We start from the raw sequence: 21,958 nt of genomic DNA, 5'->3' as shown, positions 1-21,958 counted from the left end.
CCTTCCTCTATAGCTGATAGGTTTTCACGCGCCGCTGGAACAGGAACATATAGATTAGAACGCCAGTCAAAATAATTAGGAACATCATTGTCGCCACGGTCGCGCCCATCGTCGGATTCCCCAGCTGCAATTGCTGGCCAAAGAACGTCCGGTAGAACAGGGTGCCCATAATATCGGTAGAGTAAGCCGGGCCGGCAAACGCTCCTTTCATTGTATAGATCAGATCGAACGCATTGAAATTGCCGACGAAAGTCAGAATCGATACGATGCCGATGGTCGGCAGGATTAGTGGAAATTTTATCTGCCAAAAGGCTTGCATCTCTGTGCATCCATCGACGACAGCCGCTTCGATAAGTTCATCCGGTATTCCTATGAGCGCGGTATAGAAAAGAATCATCGGGATCCCGATAAATTGCCATACCGAAATGAGTGCCACTGCGGGCAGCGCGTACTGCGGCAATCCTAGCCAGGGCTGGAATAATTTCCCGAGCCCTACTGCCCTCATCATCGATTCGGCGACACCCCAGAGCGGATTGAGGATTAGCTGCCAGATAAAGCCGATAATCACCACTGACAACACTGTCGGCATGAAGAGCACAGTGCGATAGAATCCGCGCGCCTTGCCCTTTGTGACAAGGAGCGAAGCGAGCAAAAGCCCGATTGGATTTTGTACCAGCATGTGAATTATGAAAAACAGCACATTGTTTTTAAGCGCGCCCCAAAATCGCGGCGCAGTATCGGAGTCGGTAAAAAGCTTTACAAAATTCGCAAAGCCCGAAAAAACATAGGAATTGTCGGGCTGTACCGAAAAGAAACTGAGGATCAGCGATTCTGCCAAAGGATATATCATAAAGAGGGTATAACAGATCGCCGCCGGTCCCAGAAACACAATGAGGAAAAAAGGGAATTTCCGGCTTCCGCGTATATCAAGCACTGCGTTTATCCTTCTTTTTTAAGAAATAGAATGATATCTCATTTGCCAAATGGCTCAGCCTCGAGCGTTTTCTCGAAGTAATGAAGGGTGGCGCCATGCAGCGCCTTCCCGGATGGGGCTGCCTTGCAAAGAGAGCCGGAACGCTTCTGCCGGAAGCATCCCGGCTCTCTCAATTCATCGAACTGGCCTTGTTATTTTTTCGGCTTGTACCACTTGTCGAGGCCGGCTTGGACTCTCTTGCCGGCTTCTTCGGGCGTCATCGTGCCGTTGATGACCGCAGCGCTCACCTGCCACAGCTCGTTTTCGAGGTTCGGCGCGCCGTACTGATCGCCGCGCGACAGAATCTGATAGGAGTTGCGGATGGTCGATTTGCAGGTTGCTCTCCAGGAGAGGAATTCGTTCGCGAGCTGATCTTTCAGGGTGATCTTGTGGTTCGACAGCGTGAAGAATCCCGGCAGCGCGTTGGAATAGAGGCTGGCGAATTCCGCAGTAGTCATCCACTCCAGGAATTTCTTGGCTTCTTCCGGATATTTGGTCTTGGCGTTCATGGCGAGCGCGATGTCAGTATGGTCGCTGATGTAGACAGTGTCGCCTTTCTTTTCAATAGGAGGCGGGAAAATGCCAAGCTCGAATGCCGCATCTTTCTCGAAGAGCCAGATTTCCCACGAGCCGGTGGGGTAAATCGCTGCCTTTCCGAGGGTGAAAAGCTGCTGGGCATCGGGATATTTCACAGCCTGATAGCCTTTGGGCAGGTACGGCGCCCACGAGGCGAGCTCTTTCCATGTCTTGATATACGGCTCATCGGTGTATTTCTGCTTGCCTGCAAGGAGCGCCTGTCTGCCTTCCTCGCCCTTCCAGTTATTGGGGCCGATATTCTGGAAGCCCATCGTCGCTGCTTCCCACATGTCTGCGGTGCCCATTGCGAGCGGGATATAGCGGCCATCTTTCTTGATTGCCTCGAGTACCTGCATGAACTCGGCCTTGGTCTGCGGAACTTTCAGGTTCAGTTTCTTGAAAATGTCCTTGTTATAGAAGAATCCGTGAATGACCGAAGCCATGGGGACAGCGAACACGTGCTTGCCATCGTCCGTGATCCATGCGCTCTTTGCAACGTTGGAGAAGTTGTTCATGCCTGGCAGATTGGTAAGATCAGCAAGGTAGCCCTTGTTGTACAGCGCAAGCGAGGCATCGAAAGGCCTTGCGGTGATAAGATCACCTGCAGTACCGCCTTCCAGCTTGGAATTCAGCACGCCGTTGTATTCTGCAGGCGGCGTGGGCGCAAATACCACGTGGATGTTTGGATACTTCTTTTCGAAAGCAGGAATTATCTGATCCTGCCAGATCTGGATATCATCGTTGCGCCAGCTTTCGATGGTAAGCGTTACTTTCTGCTGCGCGAACGCAGAAAGGGCGACAAGCGCGATCATCGCCGCCAACAGCAATCTTTTCATACGAGCCTCCTGTTCCCCGATTAAGGGGGATTGCCAAGATTTTTTAAAACCCAGAAAATTATAGGACAGGCATAGGGTGGTGTCAACGAAAAATAAAAATCTAGATACATAGAAGCGGTCAAATCATGGCTGACGGACAAGGATGTGCTCGAAGTTGTCGATGTCCAGGAACAAGCATACAAGCTCGATGAACTGGCTGCCTACGCGAAGCAATTCTTCCAGGAGAACACTTTCCCGATCGTGTATATCGATGACCGGCTTATCGCAATCGGACAGATCCCCGATAAGAATTCACTCTTCGAAGTGAGCGCAAAGCTCGATGAGTACCAGATCACACGCGAAGCCATCTATAAGGCAGCAAAAGAATATGAGCTTGTGCCTGCCGAGCAAGAGGCCGAGGAGGTTTGACAATGATCAAAAAGGCGGCCGCAAAAATCCTTTGTCGAAAAAATCGGCTCTAAGCCGAATACCTCACTTCTGCCCATAATACGCATTTTTGCCGTGTTTCCGTTCGAAATGCCGGGCGAGCAAGCTTGCCTGCATGGGGGACGGAGGTGCAATCATCCTTGATAATATTGCGATTTTAGCGACCTCTTCCAGCACCGCTGCATTGTGCACCGCTTCGAGTGCCGATGTGCCCCAGACAAATGGCCCGTGCGAATGCACGAGCGCAGCGGGGACAGAGCTTGGATCGATTGCGCGGCTCTTGAAAGTCTCAACGATCACTTTGCCTGTTTCGAGTTCGTAGTCGCCCAGTATCTCTTCGTCAGTGAGGAGCCGTGTGCAGGGGACAGAGCCATAAAAATGGTCGGCATGAGTTGTGCCCTCTGCTGGAAGATCTTGCCCGGCCTGTGCCCAAGCAGTCGCATACGTTGAATGAGTGTGCACTATTCCCATGGCTGAGGAAAAGGCTTTATAGAGCACAAGGTGCGTCGGCAAATCAGACGATGGTTTGAGCGTACCTTCGACAACCTTCCCATCCAAATCCACAATCACCATATCGCCTGCGGTCATTCGTTCATAGGGCACGCCGGAGGGCTTGATGACGATGAGCCCTCGCGCGCGATCAATTGCGCTCGCGTTTCCCCAGGTAAAAAGCGCAAGCCCTCGGTCCGAGAGCTCCAAATTTGCTTGCAGCACTTCTTTGCGCAGCGATTCGAGCATGCGGAAAACCTCCTTAGTTAAATTTCGGGGTCTGACCCCAAAATTTAAAAATTTCAGTTTGATTGGCTGTCGGTTGATGGCCTATCGCAGGAAATCTTTTTCCAGCTCTTTGCGCAAAAGGGGGACAGAGGTTTCTTTACCGATTACCACAACTTCGATTCCGGCCATTCGCGCATAATCCTCGAGCATTTCTGTTGTTACTGCGTATGAGAAGCTCGTATGATGCGCACCGCCTGCAAGTATCCACAGCTCAAGGGCGCTTTTGAAATTGGGCAAGGGCTTCCAGAGCGCGCGGGCTACGGGCAGCTTCGGCATAGCGCGGGGCAGGGCGACCGCTTCGACCTCGTTCAGTATAAGCCTGAAGGAATCTCCCTTATCAATGATAGTCGCAGCTACTGCCATTCCAGGTTTTGCATCGAACACGAGGCGTGCAGGATCATCCTTCCCGCCAATCGAAAGCGGGTGCACTTCAATTTGAGGTTTTACAGCGGCAATGGTCGGGCAGACTTCGAGCATGTGCGCGCCGAGCACAAGCTCGTTGCCAGGTTCAAGATGGTACGTGTAGTCTTCCATAAATGAAGTTCCACCCTCAAGACCGCGAGCCATCGTTTTCATAGCACGAACGAGGGCGGCAGTTTTCCAGTCGCCTTCGGCTCCGAAGCCATAGCCATCTGCCATAATGTTCTGAACGGCAAGCCCCGGCAGCTGTGGAAGGCCCGCAAGATCCTCGAATGTCGTGGTAAAGGCGCCGGCTCTGGTATCTGCAAGGAATTGCCTGAGCGCGACTTCAATGGCTGCCTGTTCTCGGACCTGCTTGAATTGGCTGCTATCATGGCGCACTGAATCAAGAATGACATAGCGGCTCTGATACTGTTCAAGCACCGCATCGATATCTCGAGGAGAAGCTTCCTCGTAGCGACGGGCAATTTCACCAATTCCATAGCCATTTACCTGCCAACCAAACTGAATCTGGGCTGATACTTTATTGCCTTCTGTTACCGCAACTTCGCGCATATTATCGCCCAAGCGCGCAACCTTGGCTGTTTTCCCGTCTGCAAAAGCGACTGCCGCGCGCATCCATGCAGCAATCCGATTCAGTACAAGCTCGTCCTGCCAGTAGCCGACCACGACCTTGCGAAGCGTTTTTAGGCGCGTATGAATAAAGCCGTGTTCTCTGTCCCCATGCGCTGACTGGTTCAGATTCATGAAGTCCATATCGATGGAGTCCCATGGAATGTCGCGATTGAATTGGGTGTGCAAGTGCAGAAGGGGCTTTGCATTTTCCGAAAGCCCTTGAATCCACATCTTGGATGGCGAGAAGGTATGCATCCATGTGATAATGCCTGCGCAGCTCGGGTCCGCATTCGCTTTGCGGAAAAGGCTTGTGATTTCTTCGGGCGAAGTGACGACAGCAGGTACGACAGTTGCAGGGATGGCGGCATTCTGATTAAGGAATTCCGCTATTCTCAGGGCATGGGCATTCACTTGCTCAAGGACCTTTGGTCCGTACAGCGTTTGGCTTCCAACGACAAACCAGAATGCATAGGAATCAAAGGCTTTCATGTGAGCTCCTTTTCGATGAATGATCCGAGTTTGAGATATTGTCGGTACAGGCCGTCATAGATTGCTGTGTTGGCAGCATTCGGCGTTACGACTGCTTCGATATCAGGCTTCATTGCAGCTTGCGCATGGGGGACAGAGGCATAGATTCGCGCGACCACTGCAGCGAACATAGCAGCTCCGAGCGCAACCGACTGGTCGCTCGCCACAATTTCGATCGGGCGACCGAGCACATCCGCAACAATCTGCATGACAAGCGGCGATTTGCGGGCAACTCCTCCTATTGCGCGGATTTTCCGGATCTGGACGCCTTCCAGCTCGAATCGCTCGACGATTGCACGGGTTCCGAAGGCGGTTGCCTCGATGAGCGCGCGATAGATCATTGGGGCTGTTGTGCCCAGCGTCAGGCCTGTGAGCGCTCCTTTCAGTTTCTGGTTGGCATCGGGGGTGCGCCGGCCGTTGAGCCAGTCGAGCGCGAGCACGCCAGATTTGCCCGGATTTATCTGCGACGCGGCTTTTTCGAGCATGAGCATGATGCGGCTGTCCAGTTCTTCGATGAAGGCGCGGGCATAAGCCGCATCAACCTCTGTCCCCGCCTGGCGGGCTGCGCCTTTTACAACCTCTGTCCCCTGATCAACCTCTGTCCCCAATTCGCGCAGCGGCCACATGAGCAGATTCTTGAACCATGCATACACATCGCCAAAGGCACTCTGGCCTGCTTCATAGCCGAGCATGCCGGGGACAATGGAGCCATCGACTTGCCCGCAGATGCCTTTTACCAGGTGCTCAGATTCGCCTGCGGCAGCGCGCCCCCCCTCAGTTTGCGCTTCGCCAACATGGTCCCCTGTAGCGCGACCCCCGCCAGCACGCGCCCCGCCAGCATGCCCCTCCTCTGAAGGTTTACCCGCACGATTTTCTTCCGCAGGCTTGGGTCCGACAATCATATCGCAGGTGCTGGTGCCCATCACCTTGACGAGGACTCCTTCTTCAACGCCGCCGCCGACTGCCCCCATGTGTGCATCATAGGCGCCGACAGCTACCGGAATCCCCGCAGGCAAATGCAGCAGCAAAGCCCATTCGTCTGTAAGCGCGCCAAACACGGTGTCGCTCGTGAAAGTCTCTGTCCCCAGCGTCTTTTTAATGCGCACAAGCTCAGGATGCAGCGCTCCCAGAAACTCATCTCCCGGGTAGCCTCCGAAATTTTCATGCCACATCGCCTTGTGCCCCATCGCACAGCGGCTGCGCTTGACCTGGGAGAGTGAGCGGGCACCTGTAAGCAGAGCTGGCATCCAGTCGCAGTGCTCGATGGCCGAAAAACCGGCGCGAATGACATCGGGCGCGGCCTTTGCGATATGCAGCAATTTCGCCCAGAACCATTCCGAGGAATACACTCCGCCTTCGTACATCGTAAAATCGACTTTCCATTTGCGTGCAAGTTCGTTGATCTGGAACGCTTCGTCAGTCGCGGTATGGTCTTTCCAGAGGACGAACATTGCATCGGGATTGTCCGAATACTCCGGAAGCATCGCGAGGGGTTCGATGTGTTCGGTGACAAGGCACGGCGTCGAGCCGGTGGTATCGATTGCCATTGCTTTTACATGCGGCAAAAGCTCTGTCCCCGTCTGAGCCGCCAGCTTTTGCATCACGGTTTCCAGCGATTCGATATAATCGAGTGGATGCTGACGGAACTGGTTTTTCGCAGGGTCGCAATAGAGCCCCTTAGACCAGCGAGGGTAGGGGGCAACTGCGCTGGACAACTCATGCCCATTCGATGCATCGGTTATCACCGCACGGCACGAATCGGTTCCATAATCGATGCCAATGACATATTGCGGGTTGTGCACTGCTTCCATTCTTTTTTCTCCTTCGGTTGTTTATGCTGAAAATACTGTGCTCATGATGTTTTCCTGAGAGATATCCTTTTTTTCGAGGACGCTTTTGACTTGCCCTTCGTGCATGACAACCACGCGATCGGAAAGAGCAACAATTTCCGGCAGTTCGGATGAAATGAGGATAATGCTCGTTCCCTTGTCTGCGAGGTCGGTAATGATCTTGTGTACTTCTGCCTTTGCATGCACATCGATGCCGCGCGTCGGTTCATCAAGGATGAGAATCGACGGTTTTGTCGCAAGCCACTTTGCGAGGACAACTTTTTGCTGATTGCCGCCCGAAAGATTATTCACTGTTTGTTCTGGCCCGCTCGTCTTGATGTCGAGAAGCCGGATGAAAGAATTTGTCACCTCGAGTTCTTTCTTTCGATCCAGCATGCCGAGCGTCCCTGTTACAGCGCTATGGATGGCCATTGTGATATTCGCCCGCACAGGCATCTGCAGGACAAGTGACTTCATTTTGCGGTCTTCTGACAAGTATGCTATGCCATGCTGTATTGCCTGCCAGGGAGAACGAACATCTATTTCTTTACCATGCAGTACCATGTTGCCAGAAGTTTTTTGTTCCGCACCGATCATCAATAGTGCGAGTTCTGTTCTCCCTGCTCCGATAAGCCCGGCCAGCCCGAGTATTTCGCCTTTCCGCAAATAGAAACTTACACCGCGGATGTAAGGGGGCCCCGAAAAATTCTCTATTTTGAGAATGGTTTCGTCCGACGCTTCTTTCGTTCGCTTTGAAAAGAATGAATGCATCTCGCGCCCGACCATGAGCGCAACGAGCTCATCTTGTGTTGCCGCGCTCGTTTTAAGTTCGCCTACATGTTTCCCGTCGCGCAAAACAACAATTCTGTCAGTTATAATAAAGACTTCTTCAAGCTTGTGCGAAATGAAGATAACAGCGATACCGCGTTCCTTGAGCTCTTTGACAATTTGAAAGAGCTTTTGAACTTCCTTATCAGTGAGAGAGCTGGTTGGTTCGTCCATGATGATGAGCTTTGCATTAGCAAGGAGCGCTTTGCCGATTTCGATCATTTGCTGGAGCGCAACAGAAAGCTTGCCTACCGGTTTTTCGAGCGGAATCTGTACATCGAGATAAGAGAAAATCTCTTTTGCTTTTTTCTTCATTGCGCGGAAATCGACAAAATTCGCGCTGGTTCTTATCTCATGGCCCAGGAAAAGATTCTCAAGCGCAGACAAGTTCGGGCAATTGTTGAGTTCCTGGAAAATGATCGCGATTCCCTTTTCCTGTGCATCCATGATTGATTTGAGCTTTATTTTTTTGTCTTGCCAGAAAATATCACCTGAATCTGGTGTATATACACCAGAGATTATTTTCATAAGTGTGGATTTGCCCGCGCCATTCTCTCCCAAAAGCCCGACTACTTCTCCTTTCTGAACAGAGAAATCGATGTCGTCCAATGCTTTGACACCGGGGAAGCTCTTTGAAATATGTTTAAGCGCAAGCAACGGTTCGGACATGGTTTTCTCCATTATTTATTCTTGATTCTGTCGAGTACCGCAGCGAGCACTATGATGATGCCGATGACTGCAGTCTGCCAATAGGGCGATACGCGCATCAACACAAGGCCGTTACGGATAACACCCATTATTGCAGCGCCTATGATCACGCCGAAAATACTCCCGCTCCCGCCCGAAAGCGAAGTGCCGCCGATGACCGCCGCTGCAATCGCATCGAGTTCCCAGCCAGTTCCTGTATCTGCTTGCGCCGAATTAAAACGAGCAATCAGAATGATGCCCACTACAGAAGCCATAAGTCCTGAAATCATATATAAAAATACTTTTATTTTCTTTACGTTGATACCCGAGAGAAATGTCGCTTGCTCATTGCCGCCGATTGCGTACGTCCGCCTTCCGAATGCGGTTCGCGATAGCAGAAAATGAGCGACTGCTGCCAATACAATCATAACCCAGAGGGGAATTGGCAGGCTTAAGAAATCACCCTGGCCGACGATAAGGAAAGGTTTCGGAATATTGGTGATCGGCCAGCCCTTGGTTACGATGAGAATGACACCGCGTGCAAAGGAAAGCATGCCGAGTGTTGCAATAAAAGGTGCAATCCTGACATAAGATATCAGAAGGCCATTGATGAGCCCTAAAGCAATGCCTGTTGCGAGTCCCAAAAGCACGCTCAGAATGATCGATTGCCCACCAGCCATCGCTCCAGCGGCAACGACACCCGATAAGCCCATGACCGAGCCCACCGACAGGTCGATACCTCCCGTAAGGATAACGAAAAGCTCGCCAAAAGCGACCACTGCGACGAATGAGATCTGGCGCGATACAAGATAAAGGTTGCTGCCGCTCATGAAATTCGGCGCAAAGATCGTTACGGTTGCCATAAGAATGATAAGGGCGAGAAAAATCGCCGATTCTCTGTACGAAAAAAGCGTTGCGAGAATAGATTTCTTTTCTTGGGCTACCATGTATTCCTCTTTTTAATGCATGCGGCAATTGGGCGGGCTCTGATTGCTTGCCGCCCGCACAACCGCACGCATGCAAATTATACATGAATAAACTTACGGATTGAATTCCTTTTTCATCTCATCCATGTAGGTATTCACGTTGCTTTTTGTGACAAAGAGAACGCCAGTATCGATGACTTTCGGAATCTGTTTGCCAGCCATAGCATCGAGCAGTTTCTCGACTGACAGCCAGCCCATCTTGTAGGTCTTCTGGACGAGGCAGAAGGACACAGTGCCATCTTTGATGCCTTCGAGGGTGTCCTTGAGATCATCAAATCCAGCAAGGATAATCTTGCCTGATTTTTTCTGCTGTCTCAGAACATTGGCTGCAGCAGGAGCTCCTTCCGCAGAGACCGCGAAAATCGCTTTCAGATTCGGATACGTCTGCAGGATGGCCTCAGTTTTGTTGGTAGCGACGGCGAAATCGCCCTGAACATCGACGACATCGAGCACTTTGATCTTCGGAGCGACTTCAGCAAGTGCGCGCTTGAAGCCTTTTGTGCGCAGGTTGAGGTTCGCTGCACCGAGCCCGCCCTGCAGGATGATGATCTCGCCTTCTTTGTTCATTAGGTCGGCCATCTTCTTGCCAGCCTCATAGCCGGCTGTCTCGTTGTCGGTGCCGATATAGGTGAGCGCAGCGCTCGAGGGAGCGGGTGCATCGAATGTGATGACCTTGATTCCCGCTTTGATCGCGTCTGCAATGACTGGCACAAGGCCTGCATCATCGAGTGCCGAAATCGCGATACCATCGACTCTTTGTGCGATCAAGTCTTCGATGACCTTGACCTGTAGCGGCAGTTCGAATTTCTGCGGATCGACTTTCTGGACTGTCACGCCATACTTGGCTGCAGCAGCCTTGAAACCTTCGTAGCATGGCTCATAGTAGGGATGCACTCCCTTTGGTACCATGACAAAGACCGGCTTTTTTGCTCCCTGCCCGAATACCGCAATCGGTACCAGCAGCGAAAGCACCAAGACTACTAAAAGTAGCTTTTTCATAAAGACCTCCTTGAAATATTTCAAGCCTCCCTACGGGGGCTGGATTCACTATGGGAAAACGCTAAATCATATTCCTTGCAGCCTTGCAGATGGCGCTATAGCTGGAGCTGGCGAAGATATGATTTTCTGCGGCTCAGGCAGCGCCTGCTGCAGCAGGTTTTCTTTAAGGTAAATATCGATTGGCATTTCGATCTCTGCCTCGACATCCTGTCCAAGGACAACCTTCCTATACAGCTGGTAAAGGCCCTGATAGCCCTGGTGATCCTGCCTCTGCGAAACAATGCAGTCGATAGTGCCCGCTTGCAACTGGCGCACATTTTCCGGTACCAGGTCATACCCCACGATGGCGACATGCGGGCTTTCTGCCCGTGAGTTAATTCTTGCCGCAATGCCATGCACCGATGCATTGGTGACAAATATCCCATCGATCGACGGGAATTCAGAAAGCAGCTGCCTGACGAAGAATTCGCGCTTTTCCTTGTGTTCGATATCAAAGCATTCGCGCAGCACGATTGTGTGCGGCGCAAGCGCAAAATATGCCTGGAAGCCTTCAATTCTTTTCTGGATATGATAATCTTCGCTATGTGTGCTGACGATGATATATGGCCCCTTGCGTTTTGAAAAAGCTTCGAGCAAGCGCCCCGCAAGCATACCGCTCTGAAACGCGTTCTGCCCGATGCGCGTGAGCGGCGTGAATGAAGGAATCTGGGCGTCGAAGAAGACGACAGGGAAGTCTGCCGGCATGCGCCTGAGGAGCAAAAGGCTTTCTTCGGGAATGACTGGCGCGATGAGAAGTCCTGAAAATAAGCCCGGGTCGAACGCAGCCATTGCTTTTGCAAAAGAAGACCGATTGTAGCGGTTGAATTCGAAGCGCTTGATATTGACGCCGAATGCTGCCAGTTCCTTCTGTGCTTTTTGAACTCCGGAATATGCAATGCGCCAATAGCCAGAGTCTTCATCCAGGTCCGGCATGACGATCGCGAACGTATGCTTTTTGTTGAGTTTGAGATGCCGCGCAATAGGGTTGGGTGTATATCCTGATTCTCTGACTATTGAAAGGATGCGCTCTTTTGTCTCTGGAGAAACACGTCCGCGCCCGTGCAGCACGCGGTCGACTGTGCCAATCGAAACTCCGGCTTTTTCTGCAATGCCTCGGACAGTCATCGTATATTCTCCCTTTTCTCGGCACGAGTGCCTGGTTCGCGTTAACGTACACACTAAGCGTTATCGTACACGCAGATTGTACGCCTGCTTTTGAAATCTGTCAAATAGAAATTTCAGGTATTTTTTGAGGAAGAACTTTTTCTTGACTTGAACTGATAATCGGTACACAATATTTATGTATAGCTTATGCAATCCCTGATCGAGGAGGAATTTTACATGAAACGTTCATTGGTGGTGCTGCTATTGGGTCTCATTATGCTACCAGCAGTGTTGTTCGCCCAGGGTACGCTGAATGTGTACACCATCATGCCGGAGAAGTATGCGACAGAGATCTTTGCTGCGTTTACAGCCGATACGGGAGTAAAGGTGAATTTTATCCGCCTTTCGTCCGGGGAGGCGCTCGCGCGCATTGTCGCGGAAAAAAAGAATCCACAAGTTGACTGTCTCTGGGGCGGGCCAGCAGATACGTATGAAGCGGGTATTCTCGAGGGTGTATTCGAGCAGTATAAGCCAAAAGAAGCGGATGCAGTGCCGGTTAAATTTAAGTCAGCGGACAGCTACTGGATTGGCATTGGAGTCATTCCCCTTGTGTTCATGAGCAACGGAAAATTCCTCAAGGATAAGAGAATCAATCCTCCGACGAGCTGGGAAGATTTGCTGAACCCAGCTTACAAGGGGGCTTTGCAGATGGCTGATGCTCGCACCTCAGGCACCGCGACAGAGCGCATTTACACGCTTGTAAAGATTTACGGAGAAGATGGCGCGTTTGCCTACCAGAAGAAGTTGCATCATAATATTCAGCTCTATACCAAGAGCGGTGCTGGCGGAGCCATGCCGATCGCTACCGGTCAGGCGGGCGCTGGCGTGTTCTATATTGTCGATGCGCTTGATATTCAGCAGCAAGGTTATGATGTTGTGCTTTCCTATCCGAAGGAAGGCGTGACCTATGGAGTTGAAGCTGCTGGTATTCTTAAAGGAGCAAAGAATCTCGATGCGGCAAAGAAATTGATGGATTGGGCTTCGTCGAAAAAGCTTGGGGAAGTCATGGTCGCCAAAAAAATCAACTATATCCCGACCAGGCCAGATGTAAAAGTGACTAACCCAAATCTTGACATGTCAAAAGTCAAGCTTCTTGACGCCGACATCGCATGGAAAGGCAAGAATCGCCAGGCATTCATCGAGCGCTGGGTGAACGAGGTTGTCCAGCAGTAATTTCTTTTGATATAGTGTTAAACCGAAGAGTCGTCCAGGAGCAGGTGCTTCGGGACGACTCTCGTTTTATCGAATACTTTGCTGCTATAAGGAAATATGTGAATGCCTTCGAATATAACTATTGAACAGCCGCCTGCCATGAACAGCAGCAAGGCGCAGCGAGCATCTCTGATTCGGAAGGATCCTGCGCTTTTTTCAGCGCTTATTGCAATCTGGCTTTCGCTTGCGATATTCATCTTCTTGCCACTAGTAAGACTACTGGCCGCTACTTTTATCGTCAACGGGACGCTTTCATTTGCAAATCTCAGCAAAATACTGAGCAAGGCTTACAATGTAAGAGCTTTCTATAACAGCTTGATCCTTGCTATGGCGGTGAGCGCTGCAGGAACACTTATAGGTTATCTATTTGCGCTCGCTATAACAAGGACCAATTGGCCAAAACCGCTCAAATGGCTTTTGAGTGCGATTACGATTTTGCCGCTCATCTCACCTCCCTTTACAAGTTCCATATCTCTGACTCTGGCGCTCGGACCGAATGGGATGCTCTTAAAGGCTCTTGGGCTTGGGCAACTCAATTTCTATGGATTTTGGGGGACATGGATCTCTGAAACGCTGACATATTTCCCGGTCGCATTCATGGTGCTGACTGCCATTTTGACAACCATGGACGCAAATCTGGATGATGCAGCACTGTCGCTCGGTGCGTCGCGCTGGAGAATGTTCGGTACAGTGACTGTGCCTCTCTCAATGCCGGGCATCGCGAACGCGATCCTTCTTTTGTTCGGGTCGAGTCTGGCAGACTTTGCGACACCGCTCATTCTGGGGGGGCACACTTTTCCGGTGCTTCCGACACAGGCGTATTTGCAAATCACTGGCCTTTATGATCTCAAGGGAGGTTCAGGGCTTTCATTTCTTTTGTTGGTTCCAGCCCTCCTTGTGTACCTGTTCCAGCGTTCTCTTGTTGGCAAGCGAAGCTATGTAACAATTACAGGCAAAACGGGAGCCAGGTCTCAGTTTTCGCATCTTCCGCACGCTCTCGAAATTGCTGTGGGAGCGGTCTCCATATTTATTTCAGCATTCATTCTATATTTGTACTTTATTATCCTATGGGGTTCTTTTGTAAAAATATGGAGCGTAAACAATACGTTTACCCTTGATCATTTTATCTATGTCTTCAGCCACGGGCGCAAGGCAATTACCGATACGCTCAAGATTGCGGTGGTATCGACGGTGGTCGGCTCGCTGTTGGCAGTTGTGATTGGCTATGTGATTCAGAGAAAAAAGTTTGCCGGGAGGCGAGTGCTTGAATTTTCAAGCATGCTGAATTATGCGCTTCCGGGCACGGTTGTCGGTATCGCCTACATTCTTGCTTTCAATGAAAAACCGATATTGCTCACCGGAACGATGACTATTCTTGTGGCGGCATATGTTTTTCGTTACTATGCGACGGGCATACGGTCTGTTATTGCTTCGCTGCAGCAAGTCGATCCAGCGCTCGAGGAGGCATCGCTCAGTTTGGGTGCCAGTTCCACAAGGACATTCTTTAATGTGACTGTGCCGCTCATTATTCCCGCAGTCCTTGCTGGAATGCGCTATCTTTTTATTCACTGCATGACAGCTATAAGCGCGACGATATTTCTCGTGTCTGTCCGATGGACACTGCTCACAACTCGAATTCTGGAAAGCATGACGGAACTGCAGTTTTCGCAGGCTTCGGCATTTTCTATCGTGCTCATCGTGCTCGTTTTTATTGCAGATGCACTTATGCTTTGGCTCATGCGCCTCAGCACACGAAAATTTGGAACAACCCAGGAGACTCTGTATGACAACACCGGCGCTTGAATTGGTCGATGTAACGAAGATCTTTCAGAAAGACAAAGAGAAAGTAAAAGCGGTCGATTCAGTCAGCCTCTCGGTAAGCAAAGGCGAGATGGTTATTTTTCTTGGCCCATCTGGCTGCGGAAAAACAACGACATTGCGCATGATTGCAGGCTTCGAGCTGCCAACCTCCGGCAGGATCACCATTGATGGCGCAGAAATGACAAATGTACCGGTGAACAAGCGCGGTATAGGTTTCGTTTTTCAGAATTACGCGCTCTTTCCTCATATGAGCGTTTTCAATAACGTCGCATACGGGCTCAGATCCCGAGGAGAGTCCGATTCCATTATCCAGGGAAAGGTGAAAGACGCACTTGCGCTCGTAGGCCTTGCAAATGCAGGGAACCGTTATCCGAACCAGTTGTCTGGAGGTGAACAGCAGCGTGTTGCGCTTGCTCGCGTACTCGTGATGGAACCAAAATTGCTGCTGATGGACGAGCCTTTGTCGAACCTCGATGCCAAGTTGCGCATCTATATGCGCACCGAGATAAGACGTATCCAGAAAAAACTGGGAATTACCTGCTTGTATGTGACTCATGATCAGGCAGAAGCGCTCACCATGGCTGACAGAATCATGGTCATGAACAAAGGGCGGGTGGAACAGGTGGGAGCGCCGTATGACCTCTACAGCCAGCCGCAGTCGCTTTTTGTAGCTGATTTTATCGGTCAGGCTAATATCCTAAAGGTACCCGTGACGGGCATCCACGGAGAAACAGTCCAGGCAGCAATGCCTGGCGGTTGGGTGCTCTCGGCTCGTGCCACAATCCCCGAGCGCATCGAGCCAGGGAAGAATGCATCTCTGGTCATTCGGCCTGAAAATGTGCTCGTAGTCTCTAAGGCGCAAAAAGAAGGCCATCTCCCAGCTCGAGTCATGTCTGCAATATTCATGGGCAGCCATATTGAATACCATCTTGATCTTGGCAATATGGGCAGCCTTATCGCATTCTCATCATTCAAGCCTGGGATGCATATATTCAATGAAGATGATGAAGTTTCGGTAGTGTTGGATTCGGCCGTTTCCATGTTTTTACCCGCATAATGAAAGGGGAGCGTGATGTTGTCTCATGAGGTTTACCATGCTTACTGCGCAATTTTGCATGAGGAACTTGTGCCAGCGATGGGCTGTACTGAGCCGATTGCGGTCGCATATGCTGCAGCATATGCCCGCGATGTGCTTGGGATGAGGCCTGAGCGAATCGAACTGCGTGTCAGCGCGAATATCGTCAAGAATGTAAAAGGCGTGACAGTACCGAATACCGGAGGCATGCGTGGGCTTGAGGCTGCGGCAATCGCAGGCGTGGTTGGCGGAGACGCGGCAAGAAAGCTCGAGGTGCTGCAGTCGCTCGATCCCGGCCAGCTGGAGGAAGTTCGCAGGCTTGTGCAGGAAGGGATGTGCAAAGTCTCGCTGGCAGAAGGCATCGAAGGCCTATATATCGAGGTTTGGGCATTCGCCCCGCCTGAAGAAAAGGCTGCAAGCGCAACGGAAACAGCGGGCGTTCCTGTTCAGGCTTCTGCGCATGTTGTCGTCGAGCACACGCACACCGGAATTGCGCTTGTTGAGAAGGACGGGCGCCTTGTGTTCGACAGAAACAATGCGAAGGCGGCGGATACTAGCGGCCAGAGCACCATGGAACTCCGCCGCGATGAATGTGCTGGCTGTGACGCGGCTCCACGGGAATCCTCTATGGCTTTTGTGAGCGCAGACCGGCATGAATATGCGTTTCTCAACGTCCGGGACATTCTTGAATTTGCCGATACACTGCGATTGCGCGATATCGAGGCGCCCCTGCGCGCGCAGATCGAATTGAACCAGGCGATTGCACAAGAAGGGCTGAAAGGCGATTGGGGTGTCTCTGTCGGCAAGACTCTCATGAAATACCGTGATGCGTCGGATGTGCGAGTGCGCGCGCGGGCGCTGGCGGCAGCAGGCAGCGATGCGCGGATGGCTGGCTGTCCGATGCCGGTTGTAATCAATTCGGGTTCGGGAAATCAGGGCCTTACTGTATCCTTGCCGGTCATCGAATTTGCGCGCACGCTTAAGGTTGGCGAGGAAAAGCTGCTGCGTGCGCTTGCAGTGAGCAATCTCGTCGCGCTCGAACAGAAGGAATATGTTGGTAAGCTTTCGGCGTATTGCGGCGCGGTGAGTGCAGCGGTTGGCGCAGCAGCAGGAATTGCATATTTGCAAGGCGCGAGCTACGAGCAGCTTTCCGCGGTAGTTATCGATTCAATCGCAACGGCCGACGGCATTCTCTGCGACGGCGCGAAGAGTTCATGTGCGGCCAAAATAGCGACGGCTCTCGAATCGGCAATGCTTGCGCTCGAACTTGGTATGCACGAAGGGAGGCGCTTCCGCGATGGTGAAGGGCTTGCTGGCGCCGATGTCGAAGAGACTATCCGCAATGTCGGCATTGTCGCTAAAAACGGAATGCGCGCGACAGATGCTGAGATTATTCGTGTAATGCTCGAAAGATGATGCGCGCTGCGGGCAGGGCAGATGATGGCGCGCCAAGCCCGCGAGGGGTCCGCGCCAGGTTCTGTCCAAATTCAGCCCGAGAGCCCAAGGGGCATATGGCGCATCGCTAGAGGTTTAGCTCCATAAAGCGCAGCGCAATCTCCGGGTCGAAATGCGTGCCGGCATTGTCGCGGATATATTCGATTGCTTTTTCTTTTGACCAAGCCTTGCGGTACGGTCTGTCGCTTGTGAGCGCTTCGTACACATCGATAACAGCGAATATTCGCGCGGCGAGCGGAATTTCCTCTCCCTTCAGACCGTATGGATAGCCGGTGCCGTCGTATTTTTCGTGATGGTACAAAGGGATATCGACGCAATCACCCAGCGATGGAATTCGTGACAGAATTTCTTTCGAGATGAGCGGGTGCTTCTGCATTACTGCTCGCTCTTCGGGCGTAAGGGGGCTGGGCTTGTTGAGAATTGCATCGGGAATGCCAATTTTGCCGATATCGTGCAAAAGCGAGCCGATTCTGAGTTTTTTAAGCTCATTTTCGTCCTGGATGAAGCGCGAAGCGAATGACATGAAAAGTGCGGTGACTCGCAGGGTATGGCCTTTGGTCTCTTCATCACGGAATTCGAGGGCGCTGGAGAGCCCTTCGATGATTGATTCGTTGGCACTCTGAAGCTCTTGGTATGCGCCATCGAGCTCTTCGATGACACTCTGGAATTCAAGGGCGAGGCCTGTTTGATATGCTGCAGCCTGAGCGAATGCGAGCCATGTTTCGTCGGGCTTGAATGGATGGCGGAAAAACAGCTCGAGCACGGCTTGAACTTCGTTGAAGAGAATGACGGGAACGCAGTACTGCGAGACAAATTGCTCCCGAGCGATGAGCTCGCGGAATTGCTGGACATATGACGAATCCTGCTCCAGATCGTCTACCGCGACAATGCGGCGCTCTTCCGCGGCAAGCCCGACATTTTTCTGGCCAGCCTGGATGATCGCTCCTTTTATAAGATCCGTCCTGAATCCATCATAATTGCGACAGGCAAATGTTCCATCATTATTGCTGATATATAACGTGATACTGTCTGCACGCAATGTCTCTCGTATCAATCTGATAACTTTCGAGATTGCTGCACCGAAATTCCGTCCCGAACCGAAATATTCCCTGAATACATCGAGCAAAGAAAGCCGCTTCATCCATTCTCTGGCGTTTTCCTGTGCTTCGAGCCTGGCCAGAGGCTGTTCCATTTTTTCGAGGGCATAGGAAAGAAGAAGGGCTGACCCTTCCATAAAGGATGGCTTCCACTCCACCACGCAGAGAGCCTTTGTCGTCCCACCAACGATGATGGGAAAGCGGGTTCCTTGAATTATGCCGAGCGAAAGCGATTGACTCATATCATCGCCATACCATGGCGGCACGCTCGTTCCTTGTTCATCCAGCCGTATGAAACCCGCGCGCTCGATATCGAACGTTCGTCTGATATATGCTGCAGCCTGCTGATAAAGAGCATGCAAAGTCTGACAGTTTGCGAGGATTTGGGGCAATTCCGCATCGATTTCGAGCCTTGTGCGGTATTCTTTTAAAAAGGTGATATCTTGACGAATCAGCAGATAACGCTGCGAAGTAGTATTTGTATCAAGCAGTTTTGCAAGTTGTCTGAGTTCATGGTATCGCGAACCGTCTTTGCGGGTTTCCATTCCTTCACACTGATGAGCTTCTTTGTGTTCCAGTTCTTCGAAAACCTGCGAGCAATCGCTTTGCGAAGAAGACGCAGTGAATTCATTCCCAAAGGGGATGTCCCTTGAGTTCGGCCAATGTCCAGCCGGTGAGCACTTCGTACGCAGGATTGATCCATTCGAACGTTCCCTCATTGTCTAGTATCGCCATCGCTATGGGTGAGCAGCTGAGGGCTTTGGTCTGCATTTCGATCTGCCTGCGCTGTTCTTGTTCAATCCGGCGCTGATCCGCCCATTCAAGGGCTTTCGTTATGATATAGGGGAGGTGGGCCGATTGGTCCTTGAGCACGAAATCATACGCGCCCGCTTTTATGAGCGCGACTGCGGTCGGCTCTCCGATCGTTCCGGACACCACGATGAAAGGGATAGTTTCGTCGACATCCTGCAATGCCTGCAGGGCTACAAAGCCATCGTAGCCCGGCACCGCCCAGTCTGAGATGATTATATTGTATGAGGTCCTGTCAAGTTTTCCATTTGCTAGGTGCCTAACCGCTTCGAGGTACTGTTCCAGAGTCGAGACATGGGTATAGCTGACTGACTTGAACGATTTGCGGAGCCTGTACATGAGAAGGTCGACATCATCTCTGTTGTCTTCGACTATAAGAATGTTCAGGTCGGTTTCTTGCGGTACAATCGTCATGAGGTTGGCCTCTGGGAAATCGCTAGAGCAGGGTGCAAGTTTGTATGGAGCCAATAGCAGCATATGAGCTCGATATAGTGCTGGAAGGTAGCAAAATCGACAGGTTTTCTGACAAAGCTGTTTGCGCCATTTTCATAGCTTTGAATCATGTCTTCCTCCAGCATCGATGTGGTGAGCACTACTACTGGCACATAGCGGGTGCGCTGCGAAGCGCGAAGTTCCCTGAGCACTTCGATTCCATTTTTGCCAGGCAGTTTTAAGTCGAGAAGAATGAGCCCGGGCTCTATTGGCTTTTGGTCGGGCAGAGGCTTGCGTCTGAAGGCAATGTCCAGCGCCTCTTCACCGTCCCGGGCAATCAGATACGGCAGATTGATCCCTTTTTGGCGAAGGGCAATGACCGCAAGCTCTGCATCGTCGGGATTGTCTTCGACGATGAGAATGCTCTCGTGGCTGGTGGTTGCCGTCATGTCTGTTTTACCTCGCCAAAATCGAAATAGAATGTTGCTCCCTGACCTGGCACGGACTCTGCGGATACCCTCCCATTATGTCGCGCAACAACCCTTTTGACAATCGAAAGCCCAATACCTGTTCCTTCGAAGCTTGCCTCGCTGTGAAAGCGCTGGAATGGGGCAAACAGTCGATCCCCGGCTGCTGCAACATCGAATCCGACACCATTGTCGCGCACGAAAAAGCGCGGCACATCGCTATTTTGCTCAGCCCCAACTTCGATGTGCGCTATATCGCGATCTTTTGTGAATTTTATGGCATTCGATATAAGGTTGACAAGGAGGATTCGGGCCAGGTCGGGGTCGGCGATTGCCGTCATCCCGTCCTGGACTGTGCATTCGAAATGCCGGTTACCCTGTTGCTCGGCCAGCTCGCCTAGGATCTCGCGCGCCATCTGGGTGAAATCGATGGGCTGAGGATTCATTTTTCTCGTTCCTGCGCGCGAGAGCATGAGCATGTCGTCGATGAGCTGTTGCATACGGGAGACGTTTGACTGAATCCGATCGAGGAGGTGGCCAAAGTCAGGTGTCTGTAAGGTATTCGCTTCCGAGCCTGCGCTTTTTTGATCTGGAGCCGGCTTCAGGATACCTTGCGCTTGCAGAGATTCGCCGAGAATGGCCGAAAAGCCGGCGATCGCGCGCAAGGGAGCACGAAGGTCATGCGAAACGGAATACGCAAACGCTTCGTACTCCTTGTTCAATTCCTGCAGGCGGCGGCTCTGCGCTTCGAGGAGCACTGTGCGATCCAGGACTTGCTGCTCAAGGCTCTGTGTGAGGGCTTGAAGTTCCCGTTCGGCGCGGACGCGCAACGAGTTGTCATGCACTATCGAGTATAAAAGCTCTTTGCTTTTGATGGTAATGGGCCCGCTGAAGACTTCGACATCGACGGGGTCGGCGTTCGCGCGCCTGTGCTTGAAATAGAAAACATTTTTATCGCGCATGCGTGCCCGCGCCATTTCCGCTTCGACTTCTTCCGGGCTCAATGTATTGATATCCTGGATGCGCATGCTGGTGAGCGTGGCGCGATCCCAGCCGTAGAATTCGACAGCGGCGGGGTTTGCGTCGATAATCCGGCCGGTGGATGGATCGATGATGAGCATTACGGTATGGTGATTTTCGAAAAGGCTTCGATACCGCGCTTCAGATTCGGCAAGGTCCAGCGCTGCCTTTGTGATGCGCTCGTTATCCAAAAACAGAAGGCAAATCAATGAAAACACGAGGGGAAATACGACTAGAAACGGGAATAGCATAAGTGGAATGATCTGGTGCCATCTGCCGCCAGGCAGCGCCAGCTGAGCGAGCACTACGCTCGCATGGATGATGAGGCCCAGAAACCATGTCTCGAGCATTATGTGTGGCTTGCGCCCCTGTGGGTTCGCGGGATAGCGCTGGCGTGCCTGCCATGCGATTATTGAAAGAATTGCGGGAAAGACAATCGAAAGCGAGCCCGGAACAACACCTGCTCCGCCCCGCAGGATGCGATATGCGAGAGCGATTGCAGCAGCAATCCCAGCAGTCAAGGGGCCTCCGAAAAACCCCGCAATGCCGATCACGACACTGCGCGCATCATAAAAGAGGCCTTTTTCTATTTCGAAGGGGGTGAGCATGGTGAGAATCGCGGTGACGCCAAGCAGGACTCCGTTGAGTACTGATACTGCCCACGGTGTACCCTTGAGCGATCGGGAAATGAAGTGGTAGAGCACCGATATGGAAATGAGAATCGTGATATTCTGGAAGAGAGCGGTCAGCACCTGAGACCTCCCCTGGGTGGGCTTGTCTCCAGCGACACAGCAAATGCTTGAACAGAAAGCCCCTCTTTATATCTATCGGTAAGTATAAAGGATACAAGCAGAAAAATCAAAAGAAGGCGCGGTGCGGGCCGATT

At 51.7% G+C, this 21,958-nt stretch carries 18 protein-coding genes; 5 read left to right on the top strand and 13 right to left on the bottom strand.

All coding sequences use genetic code 11. From position 1 onward, the window contains the following. Positions 1-7 precede the first annotated feature (7 nt). Both GAP13_RS01040 and GAP13_RS01035 read right to left on the bottom strand, forming a co-directional pair. Complete coding sequence (locus tag GAP13_RS01040; protein WP_241864254.1) at positions 8-838, bottom strand: carbohydrate ABC transporter permease; 831 nt, start codon at positions 836-838, stop codon at positions 8-10. A 287-nt stretch (positions 839-1,125) separates the two neighbouring features. Then, complete coding sequence (locus tag GAP13_RS01035; protein WP_158905291.1) at positions 1,126-2,385, bottom strand: ABC transporter substrate-binding protein; 1,260 nt, start codon at positions 2,383-2,385, stop codon at positions 1,126-1,128. A gap of 144 nt (positions 2,386-2,529) precedes the next feature. Here GAP13_RS01035 and GAP13_RS01030 point away from each other — a divergent pair, with 144 nt between their 5' ends. Beyond that, the gene (locus tag GAP13_RS01030) at positions 2,530-2,793 is read left to right on the top strand and encodes a hypothetical protein (RefSeq protein ID WP_158905289.1); all 264 of its coding nucleotides are present in this window, start codon (positions 2,530-2,532) and stop codon (positions 2,791-2,793) included. A gap of 63 nt (positions 2,794-2,856) precedes the next feature. Here the strand turns inward: GAP13_RS01030 and GAP13_RS01025 are convergent, their stop codons facing one another. From GAP13_RS01025 to GAP13_RS00995, 7 genes are all read right to left on the bottom strand, one after another. Further along, positions 2,857-3,549, bottom strand: coding sequence for an L-ribulose-5-phosphate 4-epimerase (locus tag GAP13_RS01025; protein ID WP_158905287.1), 693 nt, complete (start codon positions 3,547-3,549; stop codon positions 2,857-2,859). An 81-nt stretch (positions 3,550-3,630) separates the two neighbouring features. Then, on the bottom strand, positions 3,631-5,112 hold the full coding sequence (araA, locus tag GAP13_RS01020; protein WP_158905285.1) for an L-arabinose isomerase: 1,482 nt from the start codon (positions 5,110-5,112) through the stop codon (positions 3,631-3,633). After that, entirely contained in the window at positions 5,109-6,962 is a 1,854-nt protein-coding gene (locus tag GAP13_RS13155; RefSeq protein WP_158905283.1) for a ribulokinase, read from the bottom strand. Before GAP13_RS13155 ends, araA begins: the two co-directional genes overlap by 4 nt. Positions 6,963-6,983: 21 nt before the next feature. Next, positions 6,984-8,477: a sugar ABC transporter ATP-binding protein gene (locus tag GAP13_RS01010; RefSeq protein WP_158905281.1), complete on the bottom strand. Its 1,494-nt coding sequence runs from the start codon at positions 8,475-8,477 to the stop codon at positions 6,984-6,986. Positions 8,478-8,488: 11 nt separating this feature from the next. After that, the gene (locus GAP13_RS01005; RefSeq protein ID WP_158905279.1) at positions 8,489-9,442 is read right to left on the bottom strand and encodes an ABC transporter permease; all 954 of its coding nucleotides are present in this window, start codon (positions 9,440-9,442) and stop codon (positions 8,489-8,491) included. Positions 9,443-9,535: 93 nt separating this feature from the next. After that, the gene (locus GAP13_RS01000) at positions 9,536-10,480 is read right to left on the bottom strand and encodes a sugar-binding protein (RefSeq protein ID WP_158905277.1); all 945 of its coding nucleotides are present in this window, start codon (positions 10,478-10,480) and stop codon (positions 9,536-9,538) included. A gap of 66 nt (positions 10,481-10,546) precedes the next feature. Further along, complete coding sequence (locus tag GAP13_RS00995) at positions 10,547-11,644, bottom strand: LacI family DNA-binding transcriptional regulator (protein ID WP_158905275.1); 1,098 nt, start codon at positions 11,642-11,644, stop codon at positions 10,547-10,549. A 216-nt stretch (positions 11,645-11,860) separates the two neighbouring features. On the opposite strand from GAP13_RS00995, the gene GAP13_RS00990 reads away from it, so the two are divergent. From GAP13_RS00990 to GAP13_RS00975, 4 genes are all read left to right on the top strand, one after another. Continuing rightward, positions 11,861-12,856 carry an ABC transporter substrate-binding protein gene (locus tag GAP13_RS00990; protein WP_158905273.1) on the top strand — a complete coding sequence of 332 codons (996 nt, stop codon included), beginning with the start codon at positions 11,861-11,863 and terminating at the stop codon, positions 12,854-12,856. Positions 12,857-12,958: 102 nt separating this feature from the next. Further along, positions 12,959-14,698 carry an ABC transporter permease gene (locus GAP13_RS00985; protein ID WP_241864253.1) on the top strand — a complete coding sequence of 580 codons (1,740 nt, stop codon included), beginning with the start codon at positions 12,959-12,961 and terminating at the stop codon, positions 14,696-14,698. Continuing rightward, positions 14,679-15,773: an ABC transporter ATP-binding protein gene (locus GAP13_RS00980; protein ID WP_158905271.1), complete on the top strand. Its 1,095-nt coding sequence runs from the start codon at positions 14,679-14,681 to the stop codon at positions 15,771-15,773. The genes GAP13_RS00985 and GAP13_RS00980 overlap by 20 nt, the downstream gene beginning before the upstream one ends. Positions 15,774-15,851: 78 nt before the next feature. Next, a complete protein-coding gene (locus GAP13_RS00975) occupies positions 15,852-17,207 on the top strand; it encodes an L-cysteine desulfidase family protein (RefSeq protein ID WP_241864263.1) in 1,356 nt (451 codons plus the stop codon). Positions 17,208-17,313: 106 nt separating this feature from the next. Here GAP13_RS00975 and GAP13_RS00970 read toward each other — a convergent pair whose 3' ends face one another. From GAP13_RS00970 to GAP13_RS00955, 4 genes are all read right to left on the bottom strand, one after another. Then, the gene (locus GAP13_RS00970; RefSeq protein WP_158905269.1) at positions 17,314-18,888 is read right to left on the bottom strand and encodes an HD domain-containing phosphohydrolase; all 1,575 of its coding nucleotides are present in this window, start codon (positions 18,886-18,888) and stop codon (positions 17,314-17,316) included. A gap of 82 nt (positions 18,889-18,970) precedes the next feature. Next, positions 18,971-19,567 carry a response regulator gene (locus GAP13_RS00965; RefSeq protein WP_158905267.1) on the bottom strand — a complete coding sequence of 199 codons (597 nt, stop codon included), beginning with the start codon at positions 19,565-19,567 and terminating at the stop codon, positions 18,971-18,973. Further along, positions 19,564-20,034, bottom strand: coding sequence for a response regulator (locus GAP13_RS00960; protein ID WP_158905265.1), 471 nt, complete (start codon positions 20,032-20,034; stop codon positions 19,564-19,566). Before GAP13_RS00960 ends, GAP13_RS00965 begins: the two co-directional genes overlap by 4 nt. Then, positions 20,031-21,824, bottom strand: coding sequence for an ATP-binding protein (locus GAP13_RS00955; RefSeq protein WP_158905263.1), 1,794 nt, complete (start codon positions 21,822-21,824; stop codon positions 20,031-20,033). Before GAP13_RS00955 ends, GAP13_RS00960 begins: the two co-directional genes overlap by 4 nt. Between the last annotated feature and the right edge of the window lie 134 nt (positions 21,825-21,958).

The sequence above is a fragment of the Rectinema subterraneum genome (genome assembly GCA_009768935.1).
Classification (GTDB): Bacteria; Spirochaetota; Spirochaetia; order Treponematales; family Rectinemataceae; genus Rectinema; species Rectinema subterraneum.
The sequence above is the reverse complement of the archived record's forward strand: the minus strand, read 5'-3'. Positions and strand labels throughout refer to the sequence as shown.

Excerpts from the sequence above, each read along its gene's own strand:
- GAP13_RS01035 (WP_158905291.1), bottom strand. The coding sequence starts at position 2,385 with ATGAAAAGATTGCTGTTGGCGGCGATGATCGCGCTTGTCGCCCTTTCT.
- GAP13_RS01025 (WP_158905287.1), bottom strand. The coding sequence starts at position 3,549 with ATGCTCGAATCGCTGCGCAAAGAAGTGCTGCAAGCAAATTTGGAGCTC.
- araA (WP_158905285.1), bottom strand. The coding sequence starts at position 5,112 with ATGAAAGCCTTTGATTCCTATGCATTCTGGTTTGTCGTTGGAAGCCAA.
- GAP13_RS13155 (WP_158905283.1), bottom strand. The coding sequence starts at position 6,962 with ATGGAAGCAGTGCACAACCCGCAATATGTCATTGGCATCGATTATGGA.
- GAP13_RS01010 (WP_158905281.1), bottom strand. The coding sequence starts at position 8,477 with ATGTCCGAACCGTTGCTTGCGCTTAAACATATTTCAAAGAGCTTCCCC.
- GAP13_RS01005 (WP_158905279.1), bottom strand. The coding sequence starts at position 9,442 with ATGGTAGCCCAAGAAAAGAAATCTATTCTCGCAACGCTTTTTTCGTAC.
- GAP13_RS01000 (WP_158905277.1), bottom strand. The coding sequence starts at position 10,480 with ATGAAAAAGCTACTTTTAGTAGTCTTGGTGCTTTCGCTGCTGGTACCG.
- GAP13_RS00995 (WP_158905275.1), bottom strand. The coding sequence starts at position 11,644 with ATGACTGTCCGAGGCATTGCAGAAAAAGCCGGAGTTTCGATTGGCACA.
- GAP13_RS00990 (WP_158905273.1), top strand. The coding sequence starts at position 11,861 with ATGAAACGTTCATTGGTGGTGCTGCTATTGGGTCTCATTATGCTACCA.
- GAP13_RS00985 (WP_241864253.1), top strand. The coding sequence starts at position 12,959 with ATGCCTTCGAATATAACTATTGAACAGCCGCCTGCCATGAACAGCAGC.
- GAP13_RS00980 (WP_158905271.1), top strand. The coding sequence starts at position 14,679 with ATGACAACACCGGCGCTTGAATTGGTCGATGTAACGAAGATCTTTCAG.
- GAP13_RS00975 (WP_241864263.1), top strand. The coding sequence starts at position 15,852 with ATGGGCTGTACTGAGCCGATTGCGGTCGCATATGCTGCAGCATATGCC.
- GAP13_RS00970 (WP_158905269.1), bottom strand. The coding sequence starts at position 18,888 with ATGGAAACCCGCAAAGACGGTTCGCGATACCATGAACTCAGACAACTT.
- GAP13_RS00965 (WP_158905267.1), bottom strand. The coding sequence starts at position 19,567 with ATGACGATTGTACCGCAAGAAACCGACCTGAACATTCTTATAGTCGAA.
- GAP13_RS00960 (WP_158905265.1), bottom strand. The coding sequence starts at position 20,034 with ATGACGGCAACCACCAGCCACGAGAGCATTCTCATCGTCGAAGACAAT.